Annotated in this window: 15 protein-coding genes; 7 read left to right on the top strand and 8 right to left on the bottom strand. The window is 48.1% G+C overall.

Going from position 1 to position 25287, the window contains the following annotated elements:
• Positions 1-51: 51 nt before the first annotated feature.
• The 3 genes from LSG37_RS19795 to LSG37_RS19785 form a co-directional block, all read right to left on the bottom strand.
• Positions 52-10407: an Ig-like domain-containing protein gene (locus LSG37_RS19795; RefSeq protein ID WP_233081720.1), complete on the bottom strand. Its 10356-nt coding sequence runs from the start codon at positions 10405-10407 to the stop codon at positions 52-54.
• Positions 10408-10527: 120 nt separating this feature from the next.
• Entirely contained in the window at positions 10528-11160 is a 633-nt protein-coding gene (locus tag LSG37_RS19790; RefSeq protein WP_233081719.1) for a phage tail protein, read from the bottom strand.
• Positions 11161-11355: 195 nt separating this feature from the next.
• Positions 11356-11850, bottom strand: a complete 495-nt coding sequence (locus tag LSG37_RS19785) for a GNAT family N-acetyltransferase (protein ID WP_233081718.1) — start codon at positions 11848-11850, stop codon at positions 11356-11358.
• A gap of 115 nt (positions 11851-11965) precedes the next feature.
• Here LSG37_RS19785 and LSG37_RS19780 point away from each other — a divergent pair, with 115 nt between their 5' ends.
• The gene (locus tag LSG37_RS19780) at positions 11966-12733 is read left to right on the top strand and encodes a hypothetical protein (RefSeq protein WP_233081716.1); all 768 of its coding nucleotides are present in this window, start codon (positions 11966-11968) and stop codon (positions 12731-12733) included.
• On the opposite strand, the gene LSG37_RS19775 is transcribed toward LSG37_RS19780, so the two are convergent.
• Genes LSG37_RS19775 through LSG37_RS19765 form a run of 3 tightly spaced genes read right to left on the bottom strand, consistent with a single transcriptional unit; the run spans position 12706 to position 16365 of the window.
• The gene (locus tag LSG37_RS19775; RefSeq protein ID WP_233081715.1) at positions 12706-13818 is read right to left on the bottom strand and encodes a hypothetical protein; all 1113 of its coding nucleotides are present in this window, start codon (positions 13816-13818) and stop codon (positions 12706-12708) included. The genes LSG37_RS19780 and LSG37_RS19775 overlap by 28 nt on opposite strands.
• Positions 13818-15800: a phytanoyl-CoA dioxygenase family protein gene (locus LSG37_RS19770; RefSeq protein ID WP_233081714.1), complete on the bottom strand. Its 1983-nt coding sequence runs from the start codon at positions 15798-15800 to the stop codon at positions 13818-13820. The genes LSG37_RS19775 and LSG37_RS19770 overlap by 1 nt, the downstream gene beginning before the upstream one ends.
• Positions 15793-16365: an aspartyl/asparaginyl beta-hydroxylase domain-containing protein gene (locus LSG37_RS19765; protein WP_233081713.1), complete on the bottom strand. Its 573-nt coding sequence runs from the start codon at positions 16363-16365 to the stop codon at positions 15793-15795. Before LSG37_RS19765 ends, LSG37_RS19770 begins: the two co-directional genes overlap by 8 nt.
• Before the next feature lie 130 nt (positions 16366-16495).
• Here LSG37_RS19765 and LSG37_RS19760 point away from each other — a divergent pair, with 130 nt between their 5' ends.
• Positions 16496-16981 carry a hypothetical protein gene (locus LSG37_RS19760; protein ID WP_233081712.1) on the top strand — a complete coding sequence of 162 codons (486 nt, stop codon included), beginning with the start codon at positions 16496-16498 and terminating at the stop codon, positions 16979-16981.
• Between the two features lie 2 nt (positions 16982-16983).
• Here LSG37_RS19760 and LSG37_RS19755 read toward each other — a convergent pair whose 3' ends face one another.
• Positions 16984-18435: an FG-GAP repeat domain-containing protein gene (locus LSG37_RS19755; RefSeq protein ID WP_233081711.1), complete on the bottom strand. Its 1452-nt coding sequence runs from the start codon at positions 18433-18435 to the stop codon at positions 16984-16986.
• 163 nt (positions 18436-18598) lie between these two features.
• Here LSG37_RS19755 and ylqF point away from each other — a divergent pair, with 163 nt between their 5' ends.
• From ylqF to LSG37_RS19730, 5 genes are all read left to right on the top strand, one after another.
• Positions 18599-19534, top strand: a complete 936-nt coding sequence (ylqF, locus tag LSG37_RS19750; RefSeq protein WP_233081708.1) for a ribosome biogenesis GTPase YlqF — start codon at positions 18599-18601, stop codon at positions 19532-19534.
• Between the two features lie 39 nt (positions 19535-19573).
• On the top strand, positions 19574-21238 hold the full coding sequence (locus tag LSG37_RS19745; protein ID WP_233081706.1) for an amidohydrolase: 1665 nt from the start codon (positions 19574-19576) through the stop codon (positions 21236-21238).
• A gap of 19 nt (positions 21239-21257) precedes the next feature.
• Positions 21258-22007: an RNA methyltransferase gene (locus LSG37_RS19740; RefSeq protein ID WP_233081704.1), complete on the top strand. Its 750-nt coding sequence runs from the start codon at positions 21258-21260 to the stop codon at positions 22005-22007.
• 87 nt (positions 22008-22094) lie between these two features.
• Complete coding sequence (gene cysM / locus LSG37_RS19735) at positions 22095-22976, top strand: cysteine synthase CysM (protein WP_233081702.1); 882 nt, start codon at positions 22095-22097, stop codon at positions 22974-22976.
• Positions 22976-23866: a DMT family transporter gene (locus LSG37_RS19730; RefSeq protein ID WP_233081700.1), complete on the top strand. Its 891-nt coding sequence runs from the start codon at positions 22976-22978 to the stop codon at positions 23864-23866. The genes cysM and LSG37_RS19730 overlap by 1 nt, the downstream gene beginning before the upstream one ends.
• A gap of 18 nt (positions 23867-23884) precedes the next feature.
• On the opposite strand, the gene LSG37_RS19725 is transcribed toward LSG37_RS19730, so the two are convergent.
• A complete protein-coding gene (locus LSG37_RS19725) occupies positions 23885-25084 on the bottom strand; it encodes an alpha/beta hydrolase family protein (protein WP_233081698.1) in 1200 nt (399 codons plus the stop codon).
• Positions 25085-25287: the final 203 nt, after the last annotated feature.

The raw sequence follows: 25287 nt of genomic DNA, 5'->3' as shown, positions 1-25287 counted from the left end.
TAAAAATAACAAGGGTGCTGAAAAGCACCCTTGTTAACTGCCAGGCAAGGGCTAGAAGCTGTATCGCAAACTGACCAGCCAGGTATTTACATCGTTAGGTTCCAGATTTAATTGCTGATAACCCACACCCAGCTTCCAGCCCGCCGCCAGTTGGTAGTTCAGTTGAACGCCAAGGTAAAAATCTGTGCCATCATTCTTAGAACGGATCACTGTGTTATTCATCCGGCTTTCTATTTCTGAATCCCAGAACAGCAGGCCAACAGGCACTTCCAGACTCAACTGCTCGTTTTGCCATAAGGTAAAACGACCTGCCAAAGTATAGCCATCCACCAGTACAGGGCTGACAGCTTTCACCAGTTCATGGTATTGCTCTGGTGTCAGACTTTCTGCGGTGATTTGGCTGCTGGCTTCGCCTAAATCCAGGTAACCCAGTTCCAGTGCAAAAACCGGATGCAACTGATAACCCAGATTGATGCCAAAAGACCTGTCACTGTCATCAAAACCAGTGATGGTTCCATTGGGTAATTCCTCTACCAGACGACTTTGATTCTGGTCGGCTTTACTGTTTCCAATGGAACCTTGCAGATACCAGTCAGCGCTCTGGCTAAAAGGACTAAACGACAACAACGCTACAGCAGCTAAACCCAGTACTGAACGGCGACGCAATACCACAGCTCCTGCTACTACCATCACCATCCACCACGCCATACTGCCTCCACTTGATTTGTTATCTACAACTACGTCCTGATAAGCCCGCACAGTGACACTAACCTGTGCAGTTGCCTCCCCACCAGCGCCGTCTGTGATGGTATAGCTAATGGTATCTACCCCATCAAATCCTCTTTTTGGTGTATAACGCAACCGCTGATCTGCTTCTATGCTCACACTTCCTTGTACAGCACTGGCGCTAGTTACGGTCAGAGTATTGCCATCTTCATCTGTGTCATTCAGCAATACTGCAATCAACACCACAGTTTTATCGTCGGTAGAGGCTACATCATCGACCGCTACTGGGGCTGCGTTGCTCAGCACGCTGACCACCAGTTCACTGCTGGCTGTGCCGCCTCTACCATCAGTAATGTTGTAAATCACCGTATCAGTGCCAATAAAGTCCAGATCAGGTGTGTAACTGAGTTGCTGATCGGCCAGAATGGTCACAGTACCGAAGCTACCCACCGCCTGACTGACGGTTAAGTTATCCTCGTCAGGGTCTGAGTCATTTGCCAGAACATTCACAACCACAGTGGTATCGACTCTGGTTGAGGCTTGGTCAGCCACTGCAACAGGCAGACTGTTACCGTTCAACTCGACTGCAACACCACCAGGGTCAACAATGGCGCTGTTGGCAATGCCATCGGCGTCATTTGGTCCACCATCTTCTACAGTGACCTGCACACACCAGTGGCCTTCAGTTAAACCTTGTGTCCACTCCACGCCACCAGGTGGTGGACAGAATCCGCGCTCACCTTGTGTACTGGCTATTGAGTTACGCTCGTTGCTGACAAAGTCTACCCAGCCCGTTACATCGCTGAACTTACGGTACACTGCATTGGCGGGCACTGGTAAACGTTGTGGTATCACCAGGCTATAGCTTTGACCCTGCTCAGGTAAACCATAAGCGATAAAATCAAAGATACCGCCAATATTTACAGCCACTGGATCTTCTTCAATAGCATCTTTTGCGATCTGCAACCCACCCGCATCAGTTTCGGCCGCAACAGTACCGAGGCGCAAACAGACTCCAGGGTCACCTTCAACCAAAAACTCTGTTTGCCCAAGCGTTTCGGTTGGCATCACGTTACATTCGTTGATGGCATCCAGATAATCCGGAATACCATCACCGTCTGAGTCTGCAAAACCCTCCTGATCATCAGGAATTAAATCACCATCTGAATCTTGTGAGCCTAAAGCCGGCAGACTGGGCCTGACCACGATAAAGACTCTGTTGGTGGCAGATAAATTAGGGGTACCATTGTCTGTCGCCGTGTAGCTGACCTGATACAAACCTGGCCCTTGCTCTGCCGGATCAAAACTCAGTTGGGTTTGATCTGTAGTCACATTGTCCAGACGACCAAAGCTCCATACTCCACTCACCTGATCCTGCTGGTTGGCGTCGGTTACGGTAGCTGTCACTGTCACCAGACCGTCATTTTCCCCAACAGTCAGCCGACTTTCGCTATTCTGCTGCACAGTTAAAGACACAACAGGGGCGATATTGGCTTCTGTCACCACAATACGACTGCTGCGTTGGCTGCCACGATTGACGCTGGCATCCAGGCTAATAATGATGTCTTCAACTCCTTCTGCTTGACCATCTTCCAGTACAGTAAAACGAATACTGGTGCTTAAGCCTGAGGTGATTTCCGCCACTCCTGACACCAGCGTATGATCATTGGCATCTGCACTGCCACTGACTTTGTATGGCACTAACAGCGGGTAGACAGGAGCCGGACCATTGAGCATCACCTCAACCACCACATCACTGCCTTCAGTCACCAGTTGATCTTTGCTTAACGAGATCAGCGGATTCACACTGACTTTCTGTGCTGCGGTGGCTGTATTGCCGTCAGCATCAGTAGCTTGCCAGTAGACGATATGTTCGCCTGGAGCAAAGAACAAACTACCGTTGATCAAGGACACCCGCAGGCGACGACCATTACGATCCACTGCTGTGGCAGTGCCAAGAGGGACTCGGGTAAAGAGTGCAGTCGCATTCACTTCAATGTCGGCAGGCACTGTAATCACTGGCAGATCAGCTGCCGCACCGCCTTCAATAATCAGGCTGACATTAGCACTGGCACGGCCTCCGTTACCATCAGTGACGGTGTAACGCAGGCTGACAGGCCCTACATAACGATCAGGAACTGTCACTATTAAGCCTTCAGCACTAAAGGTAACGGTTCCAACGCTGCTTGAAGCACCATCAATAGTTAAGGTATCGCCATCCACGTCTGTGTCATTGGCCAGTACATTCAGCAGGTACTGATTGTTGTTCGTGCGTTGCTGGCTGTAGCTGTCATCCAGTACCACAGGATTATCATTCACTGCGGTAACAGTCAGACTGATAGTGGCAATATTCGAGCTCAACTCTGCATCTTTCGCAATAAAATCAATGCTGTCTGTACCATTAAAGTCCTGCTCCGGTGTATACACCAGTACGGCACCTTGCAGTGTTGCTGTACCATGTTCAGGCTGAGTGACAATCTCAAAGGTCAGTTCATCCTGATCCGGATCCTGCGCTGTTAAAGTCAGACTCAGGCTTGTGTCTTCTTCCAACGTTGCAGAACGATTTGTTGCGACTGGAGCCTCATTGGAGCTGACCACCACCAGACTAAAGTTTTGTGTTGCAGTTAATCCACCACTGTCAGTCACGACTAAACTAATCTGATGACTTCCTACATCTGCTCGCGCTGGTGTGCCGCTTAATAAACCAGTTGCAGCGTTAAAGCTTAACCAGGCAGGTTTAGTGGCAGCACTGAAGGTCAGAGTATCTCCCACATCTTCGTCCGTCGCTGTCAGGCTGTAGCTATAAACTGCATCCTGAATAGCAGAGGTAATGGCCGTCGAGGTGATCACAGGTGCATCGTTAACATTAGTGACTGTTAGCGTAAAGGCTGGCAATGCTGCACTTAACTCACCGTCCGATACTGAAATCACAATACCCGCAGTAGCACCTACATCGGCATTACCCGGAGTACCGGTTAAGGCACCTGTCGCCGTATTAAAGCTGGCCCAGCTTGGTTTATTGGCGATGCTAAAGGTGAAGGTTGTGTCTGGGTCCACATCCGTTGCTGTTGGGGTAAAGCTATAAACCGCGCCCTGAGCTACTGTAGTTGCCGGAGTTCCGCTAATCACAGGTGCATCGTTGACATTAGTCACTGTCAGCGTAAAGGCTGGCAATGCTGCACTTAACTCACCATCTGACACTGAAATCACTATACCTGTAGTCGCCCCAACATCGGCATTACCCGGAGTACCGGTTAAGGCACCTGTGGCTGTATTAAAGCTGGCCCATGTTGGTTTATTCGCGATGCTAAAGGTCAGTGTTGTTCCGACATCCACATCAGCCGCTGTAGGGACGAAGCTATAGGCTACGCCCTGAGCTAACGTGATTGCAGGTGTTCCGCTGATCGTTGGTGCATCGTTTACATTAGTTACTGTCAGCGTAAAGGCCGGCAATGCTGCACTTAACTCACCGTCTGATACTGAAATCACAATACCCGCAGTCGCCCCCACATCGGCATTACCTGGGGTACCAGTGAGCGCCCCGGTCGCCGTATTAAAGCTGGCCCAGGTTGGTTTATTGGCGATGCTAAAGGTCAGTGTTGTACCTATATCCACATCAGTCGCTGTAGGGACGAAGCTATAGGCTGCGCCTTGAGCCACTGTAATTGCCGGAGTTCCGGTGATAGTTGGTGCATCGTTGGTGTTGGTTACTGTCAGCGTAAAGGCCGGCAATGCTGCACTTAACTCACCGTCTGATACTGAAATCACAATACCCGCAGTCGCCCCCACATCGGCATTACCCGGAGTACCGGTGAGCGCCCCGGTCGCCGTATTAAAGCTAGCCCAGGTTGGTTTATTGGCGATGCTAAAGGTCAGTGTTGTACCGATATCCACATCAGCCGCTGTAGGGACGAAGCTATAGGCTGCGCCTTGAGCTACCGTGATTGCAGGTGTTCCGCTGATCGTTGGTGCATCGTTGGTGTTGGTTACTGTCAGCGTAAAGGCCGGCAATGCTGCACTTAACTCACCGTCTGATACTGAAATCACAATACCCGCAGTCGCCCCAACATCGGCATTACCTGGGGTACCAGTGAGCGCCCCGGTCGCCGTATTAAAGCTGGTCCAGGTTGGTTTATTCGCGATGCTAAAGGTCAGTGTTGTTCCGACATCCACGTCAGCCGCTGTAGGGACGAAGCTATAGGCTGCGCCTTGAGCCACTGTAATTGCCGGAGTTCCGGTGATAGTTGGTGCATCGTTGGTGTTGGTTACTGTCAGCGTAAAGGCTGGCAATGCTGCACTTAACTCACCGTCTGAGACTGAAATCACAATACCCGCAGTCGCCCCAACATCGGCATTACCCGGGGTACCGGTGAGCGCCCCGGTCGCCGTATTAAAGTTGGCCCAGGTCGGTTTATTCGCGATGCTAAAGGTCAGTGTTGTACCTACATCCACATCAGCGGCCGTTGGCACGAAGCTATAAGCTGCGCCCTGAGCTACTGTAATTGCCGGAGTTCCGGTGATAGTTGGCGCATCGTTGATATTAGTTACAGTGACAGTAAAGCTTTGATCTGCAAATAAACCTGCGGCATCTGTCACTCTTAATGTCACGGCATGTGCGCCCACATCACTATTGACCGGAATACCGGACAATACACCTGTGCCAGCATTAAAGCTCAGCCAGGCCGGAGCAGTTACAACTGAGCGGGTTAAAGTATCTCCCACATCTACATCTGTCGCTGTAAAGCTATAGCTGTAAGGCGAACCTTGAGTGGCAGAGGTGATGGCCGTTGACGTCACAACAGGGGCATCATTTACATTCACCACTGTGATAGCAAAAGCAGGCAGTGACGCTGTTGCCGTGCCATCGCTGACACTGATCACTATGCCTGAAGTTGTGCCTACATCATTATTGGTTGGTGTTCCCGTTAGCGCACCTGTGGCTGTATTAAAGCTGGCCCAGGTTGGTTTATTGCTGATGCTGAATGTCAGGGTAGTACCTGCATCTGCATCCGTAGCCACAGGGGTAAAGCTATACAGGCTGTCTTCATTAACTGAGGTTGCAGGGCTGCCAGAAATTACCGGAGTGCTGTTGTATAGTTTAACAACAGTGGCTGTGGCAGTTGCGCCAGCATTACCCGCTGTGTCCGTCAGAATAACACTCAGCTGTAATGTGCCTTCAGCCAGACCAGTAACATCAATAGATCCAATCTGCTGATTGGCGGCCGTGACCACTCCTGTATTGGTGACTGAATTGGTACCGTCACTCACCACATAAGTGTAAGTAGAGCCTACTTCAGCACCAGCAAACACAAAGCTCATCGCTGTCTGATTTGCAGCATCAATACGGCTTTGCTGAATCACCACGCTATAAGCTGAAGGAGACAATAAATCTATGGTTAATTCATTACTGGAAGCATCAGTTCCCACATTACCCTGGGCATCTGTGGCCGTCACCACTACGTCATAAACACCATGAGGTAGGGCTGCAATCTGGTTATCTGCTAAAGTCCAGCCTCCGTTGCCGTTATTGGTTGGTACATAGGTTTGACCATTTACCACCAAACTTAATGTGGCAGTAGTGTCATCCACTGTACCCGCCAACGCAGGCGTAGAGTCCGCGGTGGCCAGCGGTGCTATAGTGACCACAGGAGCTACAGAATCTTCCGTAATAGTGGGCACGTCCACAGCAGCAGATGTATTGGCTGCTTTATCTTTTGCTATAACCACAAAGTTGTTGTCAGTGTTTGCCGTTAAAATCACATCCATTGACCAGGTTCCGGTAACCACTGCACCAACTTCAGCGCTGGCAAGCACTGTGCTGTCATCTGCTTCACCATCATTGTCAGTATCGACAAACACTTCTATTGTGACGCCATCTTCAGCATGGGTACCTGTAACTTGCTGCACCACTCCGCTGACCACAGTTGCTATTGCAGGAGTGGTTACTACAGGAGCAAACGGAGCAATAGAATCTTCAGTAATAGTAGGCACATCCACTGCCACCGAGGTATTACCAGCCGCATCTTCAGCTGTGACTACATAGTTGTGTGCCGAGTCTGCCACTAAAGGTTGGATCAGACTCCAGTTACCATCGGCATCTACTATTGCACTAACCAGCACTCCACCGTCTGCAGTGCCATCATTGCCTGTATCTGTATACAAGTTAATGGTCAGGCCAATTTCGGTATGAGTCCCCTTGATCTGGTAATTCGCAGCATTCACAAACACAGCCTGAGCCGGATCTGTGACCACAGTCATAACAGGAGCTGTGGTATCCACTTTAGCAGCGCTGTTGTTAGTGCCAGTGAAGGATAAAATCGCATCATTACCGCCTGCATCTCTTATCGTGGCGCCATTGAGCAGAGACAAAGTATTGTTGGCGATGGCAACACCAGCAACAGCAGTATTGTCACCAGCCTGCACTGTATAGCTGAAGGTTAAAACACCGGCAGCATTATTAGTTAACAGGGCCGGATGGGTTACTCCACCTATATCAATAGCCAGACTGTAGTCTGAATTGGCACCTGATAACACCAAAGCCTCGCTAAAGGTTAGGCTAAAACTAACAGTGTCTCCGGCTTTGTAGTTACCACTAGCAATAGCCACTGAGTTAATAATAGGATCATTCGCATCTTTATTTACAGTAGCTTCAACTGCCGGAGTGCTGACGTTCCCCGCAGCATCCGTTAAGGTCAGGCTGATAGTTAAAGTGCCGTCATTTAAACCGCTGACATTTACTCCTGTCACTTGCTGCCCTGCAGAGGCAACCACAAAAGAGTTGGTCACTGCTGTGCCACCAGTACTGCTGCTGATACTGTAGTTTGCAGTTGCACCCACCTCAGCACCAGCCAAAGTAAAGCTCAGTGCCGCCTGATTTACGCTGGTCACAGACCCCTGATCAAAAGCCACACCCCCAATGGTTGGTAGGATTTTATCCAGAGTGATCGCCAATGGATCAGAAGCAACACTGATATTACCCGCCAGATCTGTAGCGGTAAGGGTAATGTTATGAGCCCCTTCGCTGGTCACAGCTGCAGTGGTTAAACTCCAGCTACCGCCAGTTGCCGTGGCGGTACCAAGCGCATTGTTCACACTGGAACTCAGGCTGACTGTACTGCCATCTTCTGCAGTGCCGTTAAACATCAGGCTGGTGGCGTTGGTCAGATTATCCGAGTTACTGCTGCCCGTATCCGAAGCATCAGCTAAATCTGGCACTGCAGGCTTGGCTGGCGCTGCAGTATCTATAGTGACAGACAAGCCAGAGGATGCTGCAGAAGGATTGCCTGCAGCATCTGTTGCTGTTGCTGTAATGCTGTAATTGCCGTCAGCCAGGGCTGAACCACCAGCTACAGTCCAACTCCAGGCCCCGCTGCCATTTGCCGCAACAGTACCTAAACTGGTTGCTCCGGCAAAGACTTCCACTGTGCTGTTTGCCTCAGCCGTTCCGGTGAAGGTTGGAGTAGTCACATTGGTAATATTATCCGTCTGGCTGTTGCCTGAATCTGAACCCGCAGTTAAATCAGGAACTGAAGGAGCTGCAGGAGCAAGGGTATCAATCACTATCGTTTTATTTGCCCCTAAAGACCCAGCTGAGCCAGGTGCAGGCAAGGTCAGAACCGCGTCGTTAGTGGCCGCATCTTTTAATGTTCCGCCATTTGGGGACAATGAAGCGCTGCTGACATAGTCTAAATCTAAGCTGTTATCTCCAGCTTGCACTGTGTAGCTAAAACTTAGTGTGGCGCCGGGTGAGCCTCCGGAGTAAGTCGCAGTGCGGTCAACGTCACCAGTTTCAAGCAGTAATGTTGGAGTACCTGTCACGAGCACACTTTCATTAAAAGTGATCTGAATACTGATCACCGCATCGGCTTTATAACTGCCATTGTTAGTGGAGGAGCTGATATTGGTTACTGCAGGCCCTGTGTCATCCACATCAAGAATGTTAATGCTAAAGCTCTGGCTGGCCGTTAATAAGCCATCAGAGGCCTGAACGGTAATGTTATGGCTGGTGCTGGTTTCATAATCGAGCAAACTCCCATTGGCCACTGTGACTACGCCGGTGCTGCTGTCAATAGCAAAACGGCCGCCTGCGTTATCGGTCAGGCTGTAGGTGACAGTGCTGTCGGGGTCTGTGGACACCGCGGTGATCCCCACCAAAGTGCCATTGGCTGCATTTTCTTCCACTGAGTTTGCACTGACATTGCTGTCAACCGGAGTGGATGGTGCATCATTAACAGCGGTAATAGCTACAGTAGCACTCACGGATAATGCAGTGGTATTCACTCCGCCATTCGCAGTGCCGCCACTGTCAGTCACTGCTGTCAGAGTCACCACCCGGCTTGGTAAACTGGTGGGATTATCACTGGAATGACGATAACTCATACCATCCACGACAGTCTGGGCATTCGCAGTGCTTAAAGTGCCGCTTAACGTAACTGTGGCTGTACCGTCAACAACAGCCACAGAATATCCCACTGAGTTGCCACCTGTGCTGGTGCCTGATGTGAGATTAGTCAACGTGATATCAGTGCCGTCAACCCGCAACAGCTCGCTGCTGCCATCAGCCAGATTAGTAATAGTCATAGTCAAACCAGAGATAGTTTGACCAGCTTCAACTGTACTGATTGAAACAGCACTAAATAAATCTACGGCTGAACCGTTTTCGGTATAAGTGGGTGTGCCCCCTGTGGCGCTTAAGGTGGGGGCGTCATTGATTGGCGTAACAGCGACAGTAGAGGCTATATTAGGGGCAGCACTGTTATTGCTGGCACCGTTGTCGGTGATTGAGGTCAGGGTGATCACCCTGCTGCTGCTACCAGGATCGTCGCTGGTATTGCGGTACGTGATGCCGTTAATCAACGTATTCATTTGTGCTTCAGTGCGGGTCATACCAGTGACTGTCACTGTGGCCGTGCCTGCAGTCACACTGACACTATAATTGCCAATGCCGGTCAGAGAACCACTATTACCGTTGTTCAGTGCGACATCTGTTCCACCTATAGTCAGGATCTCACTGGCACCGTTACTGATATTGGTGGCTGTCAGTGTCATACCACTAAAAGTCTGACCGCTGTCATTGGTATTGGCTGTGACAGTGGAATACAAATCCACCGCACTGCCATTTTCGGTGAAAGTCGGGTTGGCTGCTGTGGCACTAAGGCTGGGGGCAACGACAGCCGGGGAGGTTACAAAACTCAGAAAATCCAGATTGCGGGGAGCTTCCTGAAAGATACCATCCGGTGCAGGGAAACCAAAATCAACGAACCTGATTGTGAATGAGGTTATATTTTGCAGGCCAGGGTTAAAAACAACCGTCTGCCCAGACTGAATGCTGATCATGGTGGTTGTATATTTGCCAACTTCACTGCCATTGGGCAAAAATTCCAACTGAAAATCATTGTTAGTGAAGGGTTTGACACTAATGCTGTCTAAGTTAAAAGCTGTAGCCGAAATGCTCGAAATAACAAACTGCACAGGAGGAGTATTAAAAGCAGCTGTATTTACATCCAAATAGACACTAGTAGAAGTCGAAGCCATTGTTCCTGTGATTTGCCAATCGTCAGCATTATTAGCTAACCAAACATCATTAAGCGTGACTGTAGCAGCCTGCGCCATGCCTACAAAAGTCATACAAAAAAAGCAGAGACTGATGCCAAATTTTTTTACTTTAGTTATTTTATTCATATTCAGTTCCCTGCCCTGACTTTCCATTAAAAAACACAACCATAGCCTGTATACAATTCATTTGATCCAACGCACTAAGGCGCAATCCCTGCGCCTGTATTTCCGAAACCTGATTTCAGTTTAGTTGCGGCTCGGAAATATACCCTGCAAAGCAATAATAAAGTTCACACCTAAATAGGGCTGAGTAATAGAAAACGGCTGACTGCCGCCAACTGGAGCCACTGTGACTGTACCTGTTGCCACAACTGATGTGGTGCCGCCTCCCAAATGCGCAGGGGATGTCGGAGCCGTATTGGTATAAAGCCCATTCACAGTCAATGGATCTCTGCCTGAAGTCACAGTAGTAGCTGTCAGATAACTGGTACCGTCCGCTGTGGGTTGTGCTATTGGACTGGCTGAGCTGGTGCCCACAGGCAGGCTCACAGTACCGCTGGCTGCTGTTCCCTGAAAAGTAGCTTGAGGTATATGCTGAGGTAACTGTGCCACGGTCAAAGTAGTGCTTGGCGTGCCTGCCTTCTGACCTAAAGAGGTCACAGGCAATCCAGGCCCCTGCCCTTGCCCTGTGGGCACACGACCACGTAAGTCAGGCAATGCAAAGGTGGTTTGTCCATCGCCACCATAGGTAGTTCCCAATAAAGAGAAAAGTGCTGAGTATTGCGCAATAGCCAGTAAGCGGCCATCACAAAATGCCCAGCCACGAGGTGCATAACTAAAACCAACTGAGCGTATTTCGCCGATAAAAGGTTCTGACATATATCTATTCCTTGTTTTTACTCTGATACATCTTGATTACACTTTGTTTTGGGAAATACCGCTGATGTTAAAATATTGCTCCACGACCACCAGAACATACTGCATTGGATATCAGACACTACCATCCCTCACTTCACCATTTACAACTCACCACAGATCTTTAGTGAGCAGAACTGTTTTATTACTGCACTTTCATTACTGCACAGCCCACCACAGCATAGAGTCGTGACTGTCAGATGACGCAGCAACTACAAAGCCATGCCGCAAATAAAGTTGTCTGGCGCGATTGTTGTTTTTATCCACTGACAAACGCACCTTCAAACCGGCCTGTGCTGCATGTTTTTTTACTGCATTTAACACCGCTGAGCCGTAGCCTTTGCCACGTAAGCTTTTCACAAAAGCCAAATCCATAATCAGTATTTCACTGGTAGTTGTGTTTAACAGCAATTTACCAGCGGCTTGCCCTGCCACACCCAGCCAGTAAGTAACAGCCATCGGGGCTTCTGCTTTGTAGGCGCTTTGCTGCATGCTGTATTGTTGCTTCAGCACATTAAGAATGATTTCCTGAGGAAGCTGCAGTTCATAGAAAAACTCCCTGGTTGAGCAAAATAACTGCTCAAAAAACAACTCATCCTCTGCAGTAGCAATACGAGTACTTAATTCAAATATCTGATTCAGCTCTTTAACCACTTACACAACCTGATACTTTTAATCGGAACAGCATAGTGTACCCATTGTAGATTTTCCAGTTTAAATTCTATACAGTGATGTAAACCAACCGATTCTGTCGTAATAAAAAAGTAAAATGACTGCTTATTTTGTATTGTCTACAGGCCGCTGTGGCACCCAATGGCTGACCGAAACACTACAGCAATGGCATAAAGATTTTGTGGTGCAGCATGAACCTCTGCATTTTGGCTACCGGCCTGATCTCAATACAGTGCAACACCCCCTGCAAACTAATGCTGAAATGCTGGAAAAACATCTGGCTTATATCAGGCAACAGATGGATGGTGGCAAAAGCTATATAGAAACGGGTTTCCCGTGCTGGCGGCATCTGAACTGGTTCAGGCAACAACTCGATTGTCCTGTCAGAGTGATCCATATTCACAGAGACCCGCTGGATACTGTGGCTTCGTTGTTAAAACTGAATGCCTTTGTGCCGCCTTTTTTGCCACATTTACCCATCAAGAATCTTTATTTGCCAGGGGCTGAACAAGATCTGCTGCATAAATACAAAGAGTTATGGCCCCTGCTGAACCCTGCGGAAAAAAATCTCTGGTATTGGGCGGAAGTGCAATGGCAGGCACTGAACTATCAGCAACAATGGTCTGAGCAGGACTGGCTTAGTCTGAGTTTTAGTCAGCTGTTTTCAGAGCAAAGTAAGCAACAACTGGCGGCGTTTTTGAGCTGTTCAGCCCCTGAGTTCTGGCCAGTTATGGATAAAGTGGATCAATTTGGCCTGGGTTTAGTGCAGACCTCTGCACAATACCCTCATTTAAGTCAGCTGCAGGAAATTTCTGCTTTGGCAAAACGGTTGGGTTATCAATCGCCTTTTGCCAATAACAGCTGATACAAAGGTTGTAGCTCTGAACGGATCTGCTCTAACTCTGCTGAACTAAAAAGCTCTTCTGCTGATTTTTTAGTGGGTTGAAAAGCTACCCCCTGCTGTTTTGCATCAAAAAGCCGGAAATCCTGCCACTGCTTTTGCTCTGCATCCGTCAGCTCCAATCCGGCAATCCAGGCTAATTGCTGTGGTGTGCAGTCTTTTAGCTGCTCGTAACTCAGCACAGTACAGTCACGTTGTTGCCGCAATGCATGCATCAGAGTAGCCATGCGCTGTATCACCTGCATTCTATAGTCCAGCAAAGAGGCTGATTGATCAGGTTCTTGCCAGAGCGCAGGTTGTTGCCTGACCATATGGCGTCCGGCCAGATGATGATGAGACGCCAATACAGCTTCGGGTTGACGGATTAAACACAACACACCAGCTCGCGGATACAGACTGACCCATAATTGCCAATGCTGCAGATCCCAGGCATTGCATTTAATCACCAGTTGCTGCTCGTTATGCCGCAAACGCCCTTGCAAACGTAACACTAAATCCAGCAACTCTGGTTGTTGCGCGGCCCAACAGTGGTCATTCAGCAGATCACTGGCCAGCATAGATTCAGATAAGACTTTGACGTTGTGCTGCAACGCGAAACTGCCGGAAACCAAAGTAGAGCCACATCTGGACCAGTGAAAAATCAACAAGGCCGGTTGCACTGCCGGTACTGTCAGGCGCTGAGGTAGTAACTGTTCCAGCTCGCTAAAAGGTTGGATCAACTGTGCCAGCAAACTCTGACGACTTTGCGCTATATCCTCTTCAAAAAAAGGCAAAGAGGGTTTCAGAAAAGCCGGAACCCAGCGCACAATTTTACGCTGAGCCTGATAAGTATAAGGTTGCCAGCTCAAGCTAAAAGAGGCCAGTTCGGGGCAAAATGGCTGCTGGTTCTGCTCTGCTAAAAAACGCTGTAGTTGCTCAAAGTTAAGTTCAGGCCAGTCTAAATACTGCCGCATCAAAGCAACAAACTCATCCAGCCCTTCCAGTTGCCATAAGGCCTGCAGCCTGCTGGCATCATGCAATAAGGAGTGATACAAACTGACTTTTTGCATCAATCCACCAAAGGATACATAGTGATGTAGTGCACCATACGAGGCCATTCAGCAGTATTGCTGCTGGCTCCATGAGGCAGGGCCTGATGCCAGATAATTAAATCACCGGCTTTGGCCGCTATGGCTTTGACTGGCCAATCTGTCCAGTTTTGCTGCTGCAGTTCAGTTGGGCTTTTGTATTGGCTGTTAATCCAGTCATCAATCTTCAGATGAAACCCCGGCACACAACAAAAAGCACCTTGCTGCTCTGTGGTATCGGTTAAATAAATTAGCCCCTGAGTGGCAAAAGGTACTGGCGCTATCAGGTCGACATCCCAGTGCAAATAAGGCCCTGGGAAAAACCAGCCGGTGGTTTCAGGTGGATTAAAACTGACCCTGTCTGTACTCATCACTAAATCTGTACGTTGCCATAATTGTTCGTACACCTGACGGATCAGAGGCTGTTGCCTGTTGGCATCCAGCACAGGGTGGCGAAATAGCTGCAGCATGATTTTTTGCATTTTATCTGTGCTTTGGTACCAGCTTTGAGGCTGCGCCGGATTGGCCTGCAGATACTGCCAAATCAGATCGCAACTTTGCTGGCATTGCTCTTTGCTTAATACAGCTGGGATCACCAGATACCCCTGAGTGCGCCAGAACTCCTGCTGAGCTTCGGTTAATACCTGCGGTAGTTCCGCCTGAGTTTTGCTTTGACTTAAGGATTTGAGTTGCTGGTTTATCCTTGTTCTTACCGACAGGTCCGACACATAAGGCTGCAAAAAGGCAACAAAGTCGCTTAGTCTGCTGCAGCTATGCAAAGCCTGAATTCCAGGTTCCAGCCCTACTCCACAAAGGTCAAGCACCGCCTTGTCCAGTAACCACTCGTCCGGGTACTCTGCATCAGCTTGCCTGTGCCTTTTCAGCTGTGTTTTTTGCCATAATCGTTTGGCGTGAAATACACCAGCACAGCTTATATCCTCACTGCTGACCAATTCAGGCCACTGCTGTTGATACTGAAACTCAAAATCCGGGTAAATCCCCTGTTGATACTGAAACTGAACGACAGAAGCCGGAGCCAGCATCAATCCGGATTTATATCGTGGCATTGTCAGTTGCGACTGATGTTCCCGCAGCCAGTGTGTTTCATACACCTGGATCTCCGTGGTTAGTTTCAACTCAACTGGGCCGGGCTCAAACTCGGGTAAAGGCCACTGACCGGAAAATGCGGACTGATCTCCCGCAGCCAGTGCAGTGGAAAGTTGCTTATCCAGCGTAAATAAAGGCCCTAAGTAGCGCTGTTGTTGCTGCCCCTGCTCACGCCATTGCAGCCAGGCATCCAGTTTAATTTGTTGTGGGATCAACTGGCCTTTGGCAGTAAGAAATTGCTGCACATGGCTGAAAATCTGCACCTGAGGTTCCTGCTGCAGCAAATGTTTCATGGTCTCAGATACAATCAGATCAAAGGCAGGCTTAGGTTTGGGTTGCCATAAAGTGGCGTCCACACAAACCCAATCCTTTATTCTGTCTGACAGGCCAAAGTGGTCTGTCAGTGCTTTAAAACTCTGCAAAGACTGCGGGTGAATATCCAAAGCCGTTACTTGCAACTGACTGGCATCAAATACAGCCAACAAAGGTAAAACCAGCCACCCCAAAGGGCCTGTGCCTGCATACAACAACTGCACTGGTCTCTGAGAATTTTGTTGTAACTGATCCAGAATGGCCTGATGCAAGCCCTGAATAAAAACACGGCCTCTGTCCGGATCTTCGGCGCATTGTGCAGCTGTAGTTGGAGAGACAGCTTTGCCATAAGCCGTGATAGTGGCACCGGGATCAGTAAACAGAGCCGGATGTAAATCAAGTTCGATTTGTTGACATAGGGCACGCAGCACAGGGTCAATCAGCTGTTTAGCCTGACCTGTTGACCTGCACTGAAGCAAAGCTCTGGCATAGAGTTCCAGTTCAGCGCGGCTAAGTCTTTTGGGATTACCCAACTGATCAGGCATAGACTTGCTCCTTTAGCCAGTCATTCGCTTCACAATCAATCACCAGATTAATTCTGGCGTCTTCCCCTTTATTTTCTACTCTATGCGTTTGATCCGCATTGATATACCACAGCTCACCTTCCTGCATAGGTACCAACTGCTCTGCCACGTAAAATTTTAACTCAGGGTTGGTTTGTAATGGTAAATGCAAACGAGCTTCACCTTGTTCCAGACACAAGCCATGATCTCTGTGGGGTTGAATCACAGCACCTGGATGTAAACGCATTAAACGTACAGACTTTATTGAAACAGGTAGGTGCTGTAGAAAATTTTTGACGTAAGGGGCCTGCTCCAGCAAAGGTAAATCCTGCCACTCTGTGCCATCTTCAATGGCAAAACTTTGCAAAATGGCGTGAGCATGTAGATGCTTGGTGGCACAACGTAACGCCAATACATCCCAGCCGCCCTGATAATCGGTTTTATTCACATGCTGACACCAGTGCTGCTGTGCCAGCAATTGCAATTCCAGCTGCATTTGCTGCAAGTGCTCTGCTTTAGTAATTAAAGAAAACAGGCAAAGGCTCATAGCTAAGTTGTTCTTTTTATTCTATAAAGAAATCAGATTAGCATAAAAAAGGAACATTGCTAATTTTGAAGCGATCAAACATGGTATTCGTTGATTGGTTGGAAAACGGTGAAAAAAGGAAACAAAGACAGTGGTAACAAAAACTGAGCAACTCACTACACTGATTGCTTTTTTTCAGCAGATCGGGCTGCCATACCAACTGAGATCGTTTTCAGGTGCAAGCTTTTTACCGGGCTTGCGGATCCAGAACGGTTGCTTGTTGATTGATCCGGAAAAACTGAGTTATCCAGGGGATTGTTTGCATGAAGCGGGACACATTGCAGTGACCCCTTCAGCCGGACGAGCAGAACTACAGGCTGATGTCCGACAATCTGGTCATGGCCCTGCAGATGAAATGGCAGCTATAGCCTGGTCATGGGCTGCGTTACTGCATTTAAAGCTACCGCCAGAGTTCCTATTCCATAGCGAGGGTTACAAAGGCGGTTCAGAAGCCTATATAGCCACCTTTAGCTCTGGAGGTGGTTTTGGCCATCCGCTATTAAGCTGGTATGGCATGTGTGAACAACCATCTGCTGCAGATGGCTATCCACAAATGAAACTCTGGTTAAGGCCATAAATTTATTGTTGTAGTAAAAAATGCAGCTGGTTACGCACAGCTTCCGGATCTAAATGAGTAAAAGGCAAAATCAGATCCATTTTACCGTTTTGGTCTAAATCGGCAGTAGACGCCAACATACCGTTTAGCGGTATGGCTTGTTTTAAGCGAACACTTTTGCTGCTGAATAGTTTTTCTTTAGCGCTTTGATAAAGCTTTAAATGATCTTCATCCCCTATCAACAACAAAGCCGGAGCCTGCTCTGACACCAGCGCTTTGAGTACAGGCAAATTCACCTGCGCATTACCAATACTGACCTGAGCTGTGGCATCTTGCCGATACACAGGCTTATCCGGAAACTTACCACTTGGTAATTGCGGAAAAAACTGCAGTTCCATATTCGCAGTGCCTGCCAGTAAAGCCCGCACCAGAGTACCAATACCAAATTCAGCAGCTGGGGTGAAAAAATCTAACTTTTTGTCGTTGTTTAAGTCGGTAAATACAGGTTCAGACTGGATCCCCTTGGTGTTAATCCGCGCATCAGGTTCAGTTTTAAACTGCAAAGCGCCCTGCTCAACTGTTCCATAATGAATACGGTAGCTATAGCTTTGCTCCACAGCATCAGCAAACTGCTCCTGACGTACAATAAAGTCGGCTACGCCATCGTTATTCAAGTCTTTCACATCGTACAACCTGCTGATCGACAAACCTTTAAAGCTTCGGCCATCGCCGCCCCTCAGCTCAGCCTGAACGTCAGGTGTTAAACCCAATCCAAGCTGAATCGTCTGGCCCTGGGCAGAAAAACCGCTTTCTGTTTGCAGATACAATAACAAGCTGTCGTCTATGGCAAAGCCAATATCTGTGCGACCATCGCCATTCCAGTCCAGAAAGCGTGCTTTGCGGCTGCTGTAATCCGGGTTTTCATCAAAAATGCGGGATTTGGCTTCCACAGCCAAAGAATACTGATTAAAACTGCCATCCTGTTGCTGCATATACACATGATGAGCATTAAAATCTGTCACTACAAAGTCAGATAAGCCATCGTTATTTAAGTCATACACAAAGTCCAGTTTCAGCAACCTTTTGCTATCCACAGTGCGGTACAAAGATTCAGTGTTGAGTAAACGATGCCAGCTGCTATCTTCAGGTTTAAAAAAACTAATGCCTTCACTGCCTAAGACGACCAGTACTTCACTTGGCTGACCTTTGACCTGAGCTTTATGAAAAAACTGAGCTTGTGTTGGGATAGGTACCTGCTTTGCAGTATTTGTTGTTAAATCAACCCAACTCAACCAGCGACTGCTGGACGAATGACCAGATTGCAGCACGGCTTTTGCGCCAGCAATAAACAAAGTATCACCGTTTGCCGGGTGCTCCAGTTGCACCTGGACCTGTTTAAACTCTGAGGCCATTAAAGGTGCTGCCGACACAACGGCAGTGATAGCTAAACCAGCCAGATACTTCAACTTCTTCATTCCCTGTGACTCCGTTGTGTATGCATTACAAGATTCTTCTACGTAAAAAGCTGCTAATCGGAGGTTTAAGCCGGAAAAAAGTTCCTGCCTTAGCTGATAACAGCGTAAAATATTGAATTGTTTCCTGTTCCAACCGCCAAGCGGCTAACCCAAGAGAGTTTTTATGTCGATAAACTGGTTCCCAGGCCATATGCACAAGGCCCGTAAAGAAATTGCCGAGGTCATGCCACAGGTCGATATCATTATCGAAATGCTGGACGCCCGCATTCCTTTTTCCAGTGAAAACCCTTTGGTGCCCGAACTGCGTGGTGACACTCCGGTCATCAAAGTGCTGAACAAAGCTGACTTGGCAGATCCGGCTGTTACCGCCTTATGGGTGGAACGCTTTGAACAGGAAAAAGGCATTAAAGCTATTCCTATTAGTCAGCAAAACCCTGAACAAATCAAGGCTTTATTACAACTTTGCAACCAAATGCTGCCAGAACGTAATTTAGATATCCGCGGCGCCCGCGCCATGATTATGGGTATTCCTAACGTAGGTAAATCGACGATCATCAATACGTTAGCGGGCCGCACTATTGCTAAAACCGGCAACGAAGCTGGTGTGACTAAAATCCAACAACGTATTCGTTTAGACAATAATGTCATTCTGACTGACACCCCAGGCTTTTTATGGCCCAAGCTGAGCCCAGCCAGCTGTGGCTATCGTTTGGCTGTGACAGGGGCCATTAAAGACACAGCTTTTGATTATGCAGATATCGCTATTTTTGCCGCAGATTACTTACTTAAAACCTACCCGCAACAAGTGATGGCGCGTTATCAGTTAAAAGAGCAGCCAGAAAACGATCTGGCTTTACTGGATGCCTTAGGCGAACGTCGTGGTTGTATGCGTAAAGGTGGCGTGGTTGATTTACAAAAAGCCGGTTCCATTTTAATTACCGAACTTCGCGCTGGTTTATTTGGCCCTGTCAGTCTGGAAACGCCAGATATGGTGACAGAGGAATTGCAGAATGCTAAGTTAGAGGAAGCCACCAGAGCTGCTGAAAAAGCCGAGCGGGAAAAAGTCCGTCAGCAAAAAGCCAAGAAAAAATACCGTTAGCCCGGCAGGTCCGGCAACGGACCAACCAGGGGTTCCTTTATGTCTCGTTTTACACCTTCAGTGCTTAGTTTATTACTGCTTGCCAGCGGCTCTTTGTCAGCAGCTCCTGTAGTGCTGCACAATATTCAAGGTTATGGCTTTGATGAAAAAGGTCAGATTGCCGAATTCAGCCATTTTGTCTTTGATAACCAGACAGGCAAAGTATTGGCTCGTGGCGATAAAGCCGCTGTTGCAGCCTATAACAAAGCAGAACAACTAGACGGCAAAGGCCAAACCTTATTACCTGGCTTGATTGACGGCCATGGTCATGTGCTGGGTTTAGGCCAAAACCTGAATAGGGTTGATTTACGCACCAGTAGCAGCGAAGCACAGGCCGTCGCTCAAGTTGCAGCCTTTGCCAAACAACATCAGCAATCACAATGGATTTTAGGCGGTGGCTGGAACCAGGTGTTGTGGCCTACACAGCAGTTTCCAGGCAAAACCTTGTTGGATGAAAGCATTAACGATAGACCTGTCTGGTTAACTCGTGTTGATAGTCATGCAGGTTGGGCCAATAGCAAAGCTTTGCAACTGGCAGGCATCACCAAAGAAACTATAGATCCGCCCGGTGGTGAAATTATCCGCGATGCAGAAGGCAATCCAACAGGTGTGTTAATAGACAACGCCATGTTATTGCTGGAGCAACATATTCCGCAGCAATCTGAAGCCGAACGTTTAGCCGCATTAGACGCTGCTTTCGAGCACTTATTGGCTTTGGGCATTACTTCTGTCCACGACGCAGGTGTAGAGCAGGCGAACTTACAAAGTTACCAGCAACTGCGTAAAGACAACAAACTACCGCTGCGTATTTACGCCATGTTATCGGCAACAGATCCAAATTTAGCCGACTGGCTAAAAGCCGGTCCGATACAGGATAAAGATGACCTGTTTGTAGCCCGCTCAGTGAAGATTTATGGCGACGGCGCTTTAGGCAGCCGTGGAGCTGCGTTAATAGAACCTTATTCTGATCAGCCCGGCCAAAAAGGTTTATTTGTCACTCAGCCAGACAAGTTAACAGCAGTCATGAAGCTGACTCTGGACGCTGGTTTTCAAACCAATGTGCATGCCATAGGGGATTTAACCAACCGTTTGGTGTTGGACAGGTTTGAGCAGTTGGCAAGCAAAGAGCAATTGGAACAAGGCCGTCATCGTATTGAACATGCGCAGATTGTGTCGCCTAAAGATATTCCACGTTTTGCAGAGCTGCATATTCTGCCTGCAATGCAACCTACCCACGCAACTTCAGATAAAAATATGGCCGCCGATCGTTTAGGTATAGCCCGTTTACGCGGCGCTTATGCCTGGAAAAGCTTTGTGGATCAGGGCAGTCGCATAGTAGCTGGTTCAGATTTCCCGGTAGAACTTGCCAATCCTTTTTACGGTATTCATGCCGCAGTAACACGTCAGGATCAGCAAAATCAACCCGTAGGTGGCTGGTTGCCAGAACAGCGCCTGACGTTAACTCAGGCGTTAAAATCTTTTACTCTGGACGCTGCCTATGGCGCCTTTCAGGATCAAAGTATGGGCTCGTTAGCCCCAGGTATGTGGGCTGATTTTATTTTGGTTGATCGCGACATTTTTAAAGCTCCTGCTGAAACTTTATGGCAAACCAAAGTGCAACAAAGCTGGGTAGCCGGACAACAGAAATATCAGGCCTCAATGTAGGCCTGCTTTATAGGTTTTTATGATTAGTCAGAAATGGTCAAAATTGATCCGCTCTTTGCAGCAAAAAAAATACCGCAAAGCCGAGCAGTTGTTTTTTGTCGAAGGCGAAAAATCTGTACTGGAATTGCTGCACAGTTCATGGAAAGTGCGGGCAGTCTTTGGCACCGAACAGTTTTTGCAACAACATCATGGTCTTTGTACTAAAGCTGATTTGGTGCAGCAATGCACTGAGCATGAATTGGTGCAGGTCGGTACTTTTAGTAGCAATAACGCCGCTTTGGCAGTGGCTGAAATACCAGTAGCACTGCCATTTAAAGAGCAACAAGGCGATTGGGTGTTAGTGTTGGATCAAATCAACGACCCAGGTAATTTAGGTACTATTATCCGCGTTGCCGACTGGTATGGTATTCGCCACATTCTCTGCTCTGCTGACACAGTGGATTTATACAATCCAAAAGTGATAGCGGCGGCTAAAGGCTCGTTTTTGCGGGTGCAGATGTATTACCAGGAGCTATTGCCAGTATTAGAGCAAAGCACAATGCCTGTGTATGGCGCTTATCTTGAAGGTGAATCTGTGCATCAATTAAAGCTTAGTAAAGCCGGAGGTTATCTGGTGATGGGTAACGAAGCCAATGGTATTAGCCCTGCATTAAAACCTGTGATCAGCCACCCTGTGACTATCCCTGCGTTCAGCGACACAGAATCACTGAATGTGGGTATAGCCACTGCCATTTTGTGTGACAACTTTAAACGTCTGTCGAGACTATAAAGCTTCTGACTTATAGCGGATCCGTCTGTAAGCACAGAGTCGGATCCGCTACACTAGCCTCAATTTCTTCTGTCCCGCTGAGGTTTTATGTTCCCTACCCTCGAAGATCATATTGGCCAGACGCCTTTAGTGCGGCTACAACGTATGGCCAATCACACTCAAAGCACTGTGCTGTTAAAACTCGAAGGCAATAATCCGGCTGGCTCAGTCAAAGACAGGCCAGCCCTTTTTATGTTGCAACAGGCTGAAGCGCGGGGAGATATCAAACCAGGCGACTGCCTGATTGAAGCCACCAGCGGCAATACCGGCATAGCTCTGGCGATGGCAGCAGCTATTAAAGGCTATAAAATGAAGCTGATTATGCCGGACAATATGACAGACGAGCGCAAGGCATCGATGCGGGCTTATGGTGCCGAGCTGATACTGGTCAGTAAAGAACAAGGTATGGAATACGCCCGTGATTTAGCCAAAAAAATGCAGGCCGAAGGTGTGGGTTTGGTGCTGGACCAGTTTAATAACACCGACAATCCTGCAGCGCATTTCGCCTCGACTGGCCCTGAGATCTGGCAACAAAGTCAGGGTAAAATAACTCATTTTGTCTCCAGCATGGGCACCACAGGCACTATTATGGGGGTGTCGCGTTATCTGAAGCAGCACAACCCTGATATTCAAATCATCGGCTTGCAACCCGCTGAAGGCAGCAGCATTCCTGGTATTCGCCGCTGGCCAGAAGCTTATTTGCCCGGCTTTTATGAAAAGCAGCGGGTCGATCAGATCATCGATATCACGGCCGATCAGGCTCTGGACACTATGCGTCAGTTGGCGCAGCAGGAAGGTATCTTTTGTGGTGTCAGCTCAGGAGGTTCTGTTTATGCGGCATTACGTCTGGCCGAACAGCTGGATAACGCCGTGATAGTGGCCATTATCTGCGATCGGGGTGATCGTTATTTATCTTCAGGAATTTATTAGTGCCTTTTGAATACTTAGCTTTATTGGCTGCTGTGTGTTGGGCTGTTGGCAGTTTATTATCTGCCACAGCCTCCAGTCATTTAGGCGCTTTTGCCTTTACCCGCTGGCGATTAGCTTGCGCGGCTAGCATGTTATGGCTCTGGGCTTATTTCAGTGGTGGCTTTACAACTTTGGCTTTGCCTCAGTTGCCACTTTTGGCCATATCGGCACTCATAGGTATTTTAATTGGTGATACCTCGTTATTTGCCTCAATGAACAGATTAGGGCCACGCCGTGCCGGAGTGTTATTTGCCACTCATGCGATGTTTTCAGTGTTGCTGGCCTATCTGTTTTTAGGCGAATCCATTTGGGGCTGGACCTTAGTCGGCTGTGGTTTGTTAAGTTCAGGGGTGATGACAGCCATAGTGCTCGGTCGCAGAGCAGAAGAACAACATCATTGGGAATCGAATCAGTCCCAACTTCGCTCTGGTATTGCCTTGGGTTTAACTTCGGCTTTATGCCAAGCCGCTTCGACCTTAATGTTAAAACCCTTGATGGAAACTGACATCGATGCGGTCAGTGCTTCGGCAGTAAGGATGACGGTCGCATTATTGGCTCACCTGCTGTTGTTTTGGCTAGGCTTTAAAGTAGCTCGGGTTTATTTGCCTATGACGAAAAAAGTATTCGCCATGGTGTTTGTTAATGCAGGGTTGTCGATGGTGATTGGCATGACGCTGATTTTACAGGCGTTAAAAACAGGTGACGCAGGTTTAATAGGTATGCTGTCGTCTGTCAGCCCTGTGCTGGTCGTGCCTTTACTATGGTTGGTTTATAAAAGACGACCTGCCATTGGCGCCTGGCTAGGTGCCAGCCTGACAGTAGCTGGCACCGTGCTGATTTTATGGCATTAAGTTCTGTAAAAAAGACAACTAAATAGCTTCCGGGATTTGGTTTTTGTGGTAATCAATCAGACTCAAAATTTCCGCCAAAGCACCGGCATGGCTTGGCGTTAAAATACCATTATGGCCAAAAATAATATCATCTGACACAGCTAGTACCCAGACCGCCTGCATATTGGCGTCATCACAACTTTGAATAGTACGACGCGCCTGCACCCTGGCGCGAATACGCCAGCCAGACCGATTTAACTGCATCATACAACCTGGTATCGCATCATGCTGAGCCAAACTACTGTGCAAATGCAGAGGGGTTTCACAGTTCCCTCTTGGGCACTTATCTATATCGTGGGTAATAGCCCAGGAATTGCCCACAGCTTGCTCACCATCTTTTAAGAAATTAAAAGCCTCTTTTACCGCAAAGTCCCCTTTGGACTGCAATACCACCATACTAGGTTTTTGCCTGTCGACGCTTAATAAAGTGTCGAGCGGTTTATACTCTTTGGCGGTTACTGCGGGGTTTAATAACAGATACAAATTCGGGTTATCTTTGCCCAGATCTATCGCTTTTTTTACCCGAACTTTACTGGCATGCAAAGCTACAGAACCACCTAAACTATGACCGATAAAGATGTAACGTTTCAGCTGACCTTGCTCAACCACTGCATCGAGCTTGTCCAGTAACTGGCTTACCCCTTGTTCACCAACCAGACGTGATACTCTTTTGCGCTGAAAAATGGTAGGAAAATCCAGCGGTTCTAACCAGCCCTCAGCTTTATCAGATTCGTCCAGCCATAAAGGATCGTATTTATCACCCCGCCACCCCAGATAAAGACCTATTAGGTTTCTCTGTGGCGCCACCTCTTGTAACTCTTTGATATATCGCTGAAAAGCAACGAAATTGGAGTCTGTTGGCGCAGCATTCTGATGCCAGCCATGCACAAAGATCACTAATTCTGCGGTGGCAGAGTCTGGCTTTTTAATACGATCAAACAAAGCCTGCTGCTGCTTTAAATCATGAGGCTGACCTTCGTCGTTAAATTCAACGACATGAAAGTTGCTGTTTGCTGTGTTTTCATCGGGAAAATGGTACTGCTGATCAGGAATAGGAGTAGCAAATATAGAGATCAATACCAGAATGATGAACATTAATGGGATTAATTTCAGCCATGAGCGCCAGCCAAGCCGGATCATTCTGAACCAAATATACTGCGCTACTCGAACTATGATCAAACCACACCCAAAACTGCTGTAAAAACGGGCTGCATTATAGCCAAATGGGGGCGTAAAAGGTAGGTGGAATTGGTTGGGTGTTAACGGAATCGCCTGTAGGGGCGTCCCTTGTGGGCGCCCGTTTGGAATGCGAAAAGCAGAACGGTTCTGAATTTGGGGCGGTGAACTACTTTAACAGCAGATTGGTGCTGAATTTGGGTGCG

This window comes from Rheinheimera soli (assembly GCF_021290985.1).
Lineage (GTDB): Bacteria > Pseudomonadota > Gammaproteobacteria > Enterobacterales > Alteromonadaceae > Pararheinheimera > Pararheinheimera soli.
Note: the sequence above shows the minus strand (reverse complement) of the source record. Positions and strands in the feature narration are given on the sequence as shown.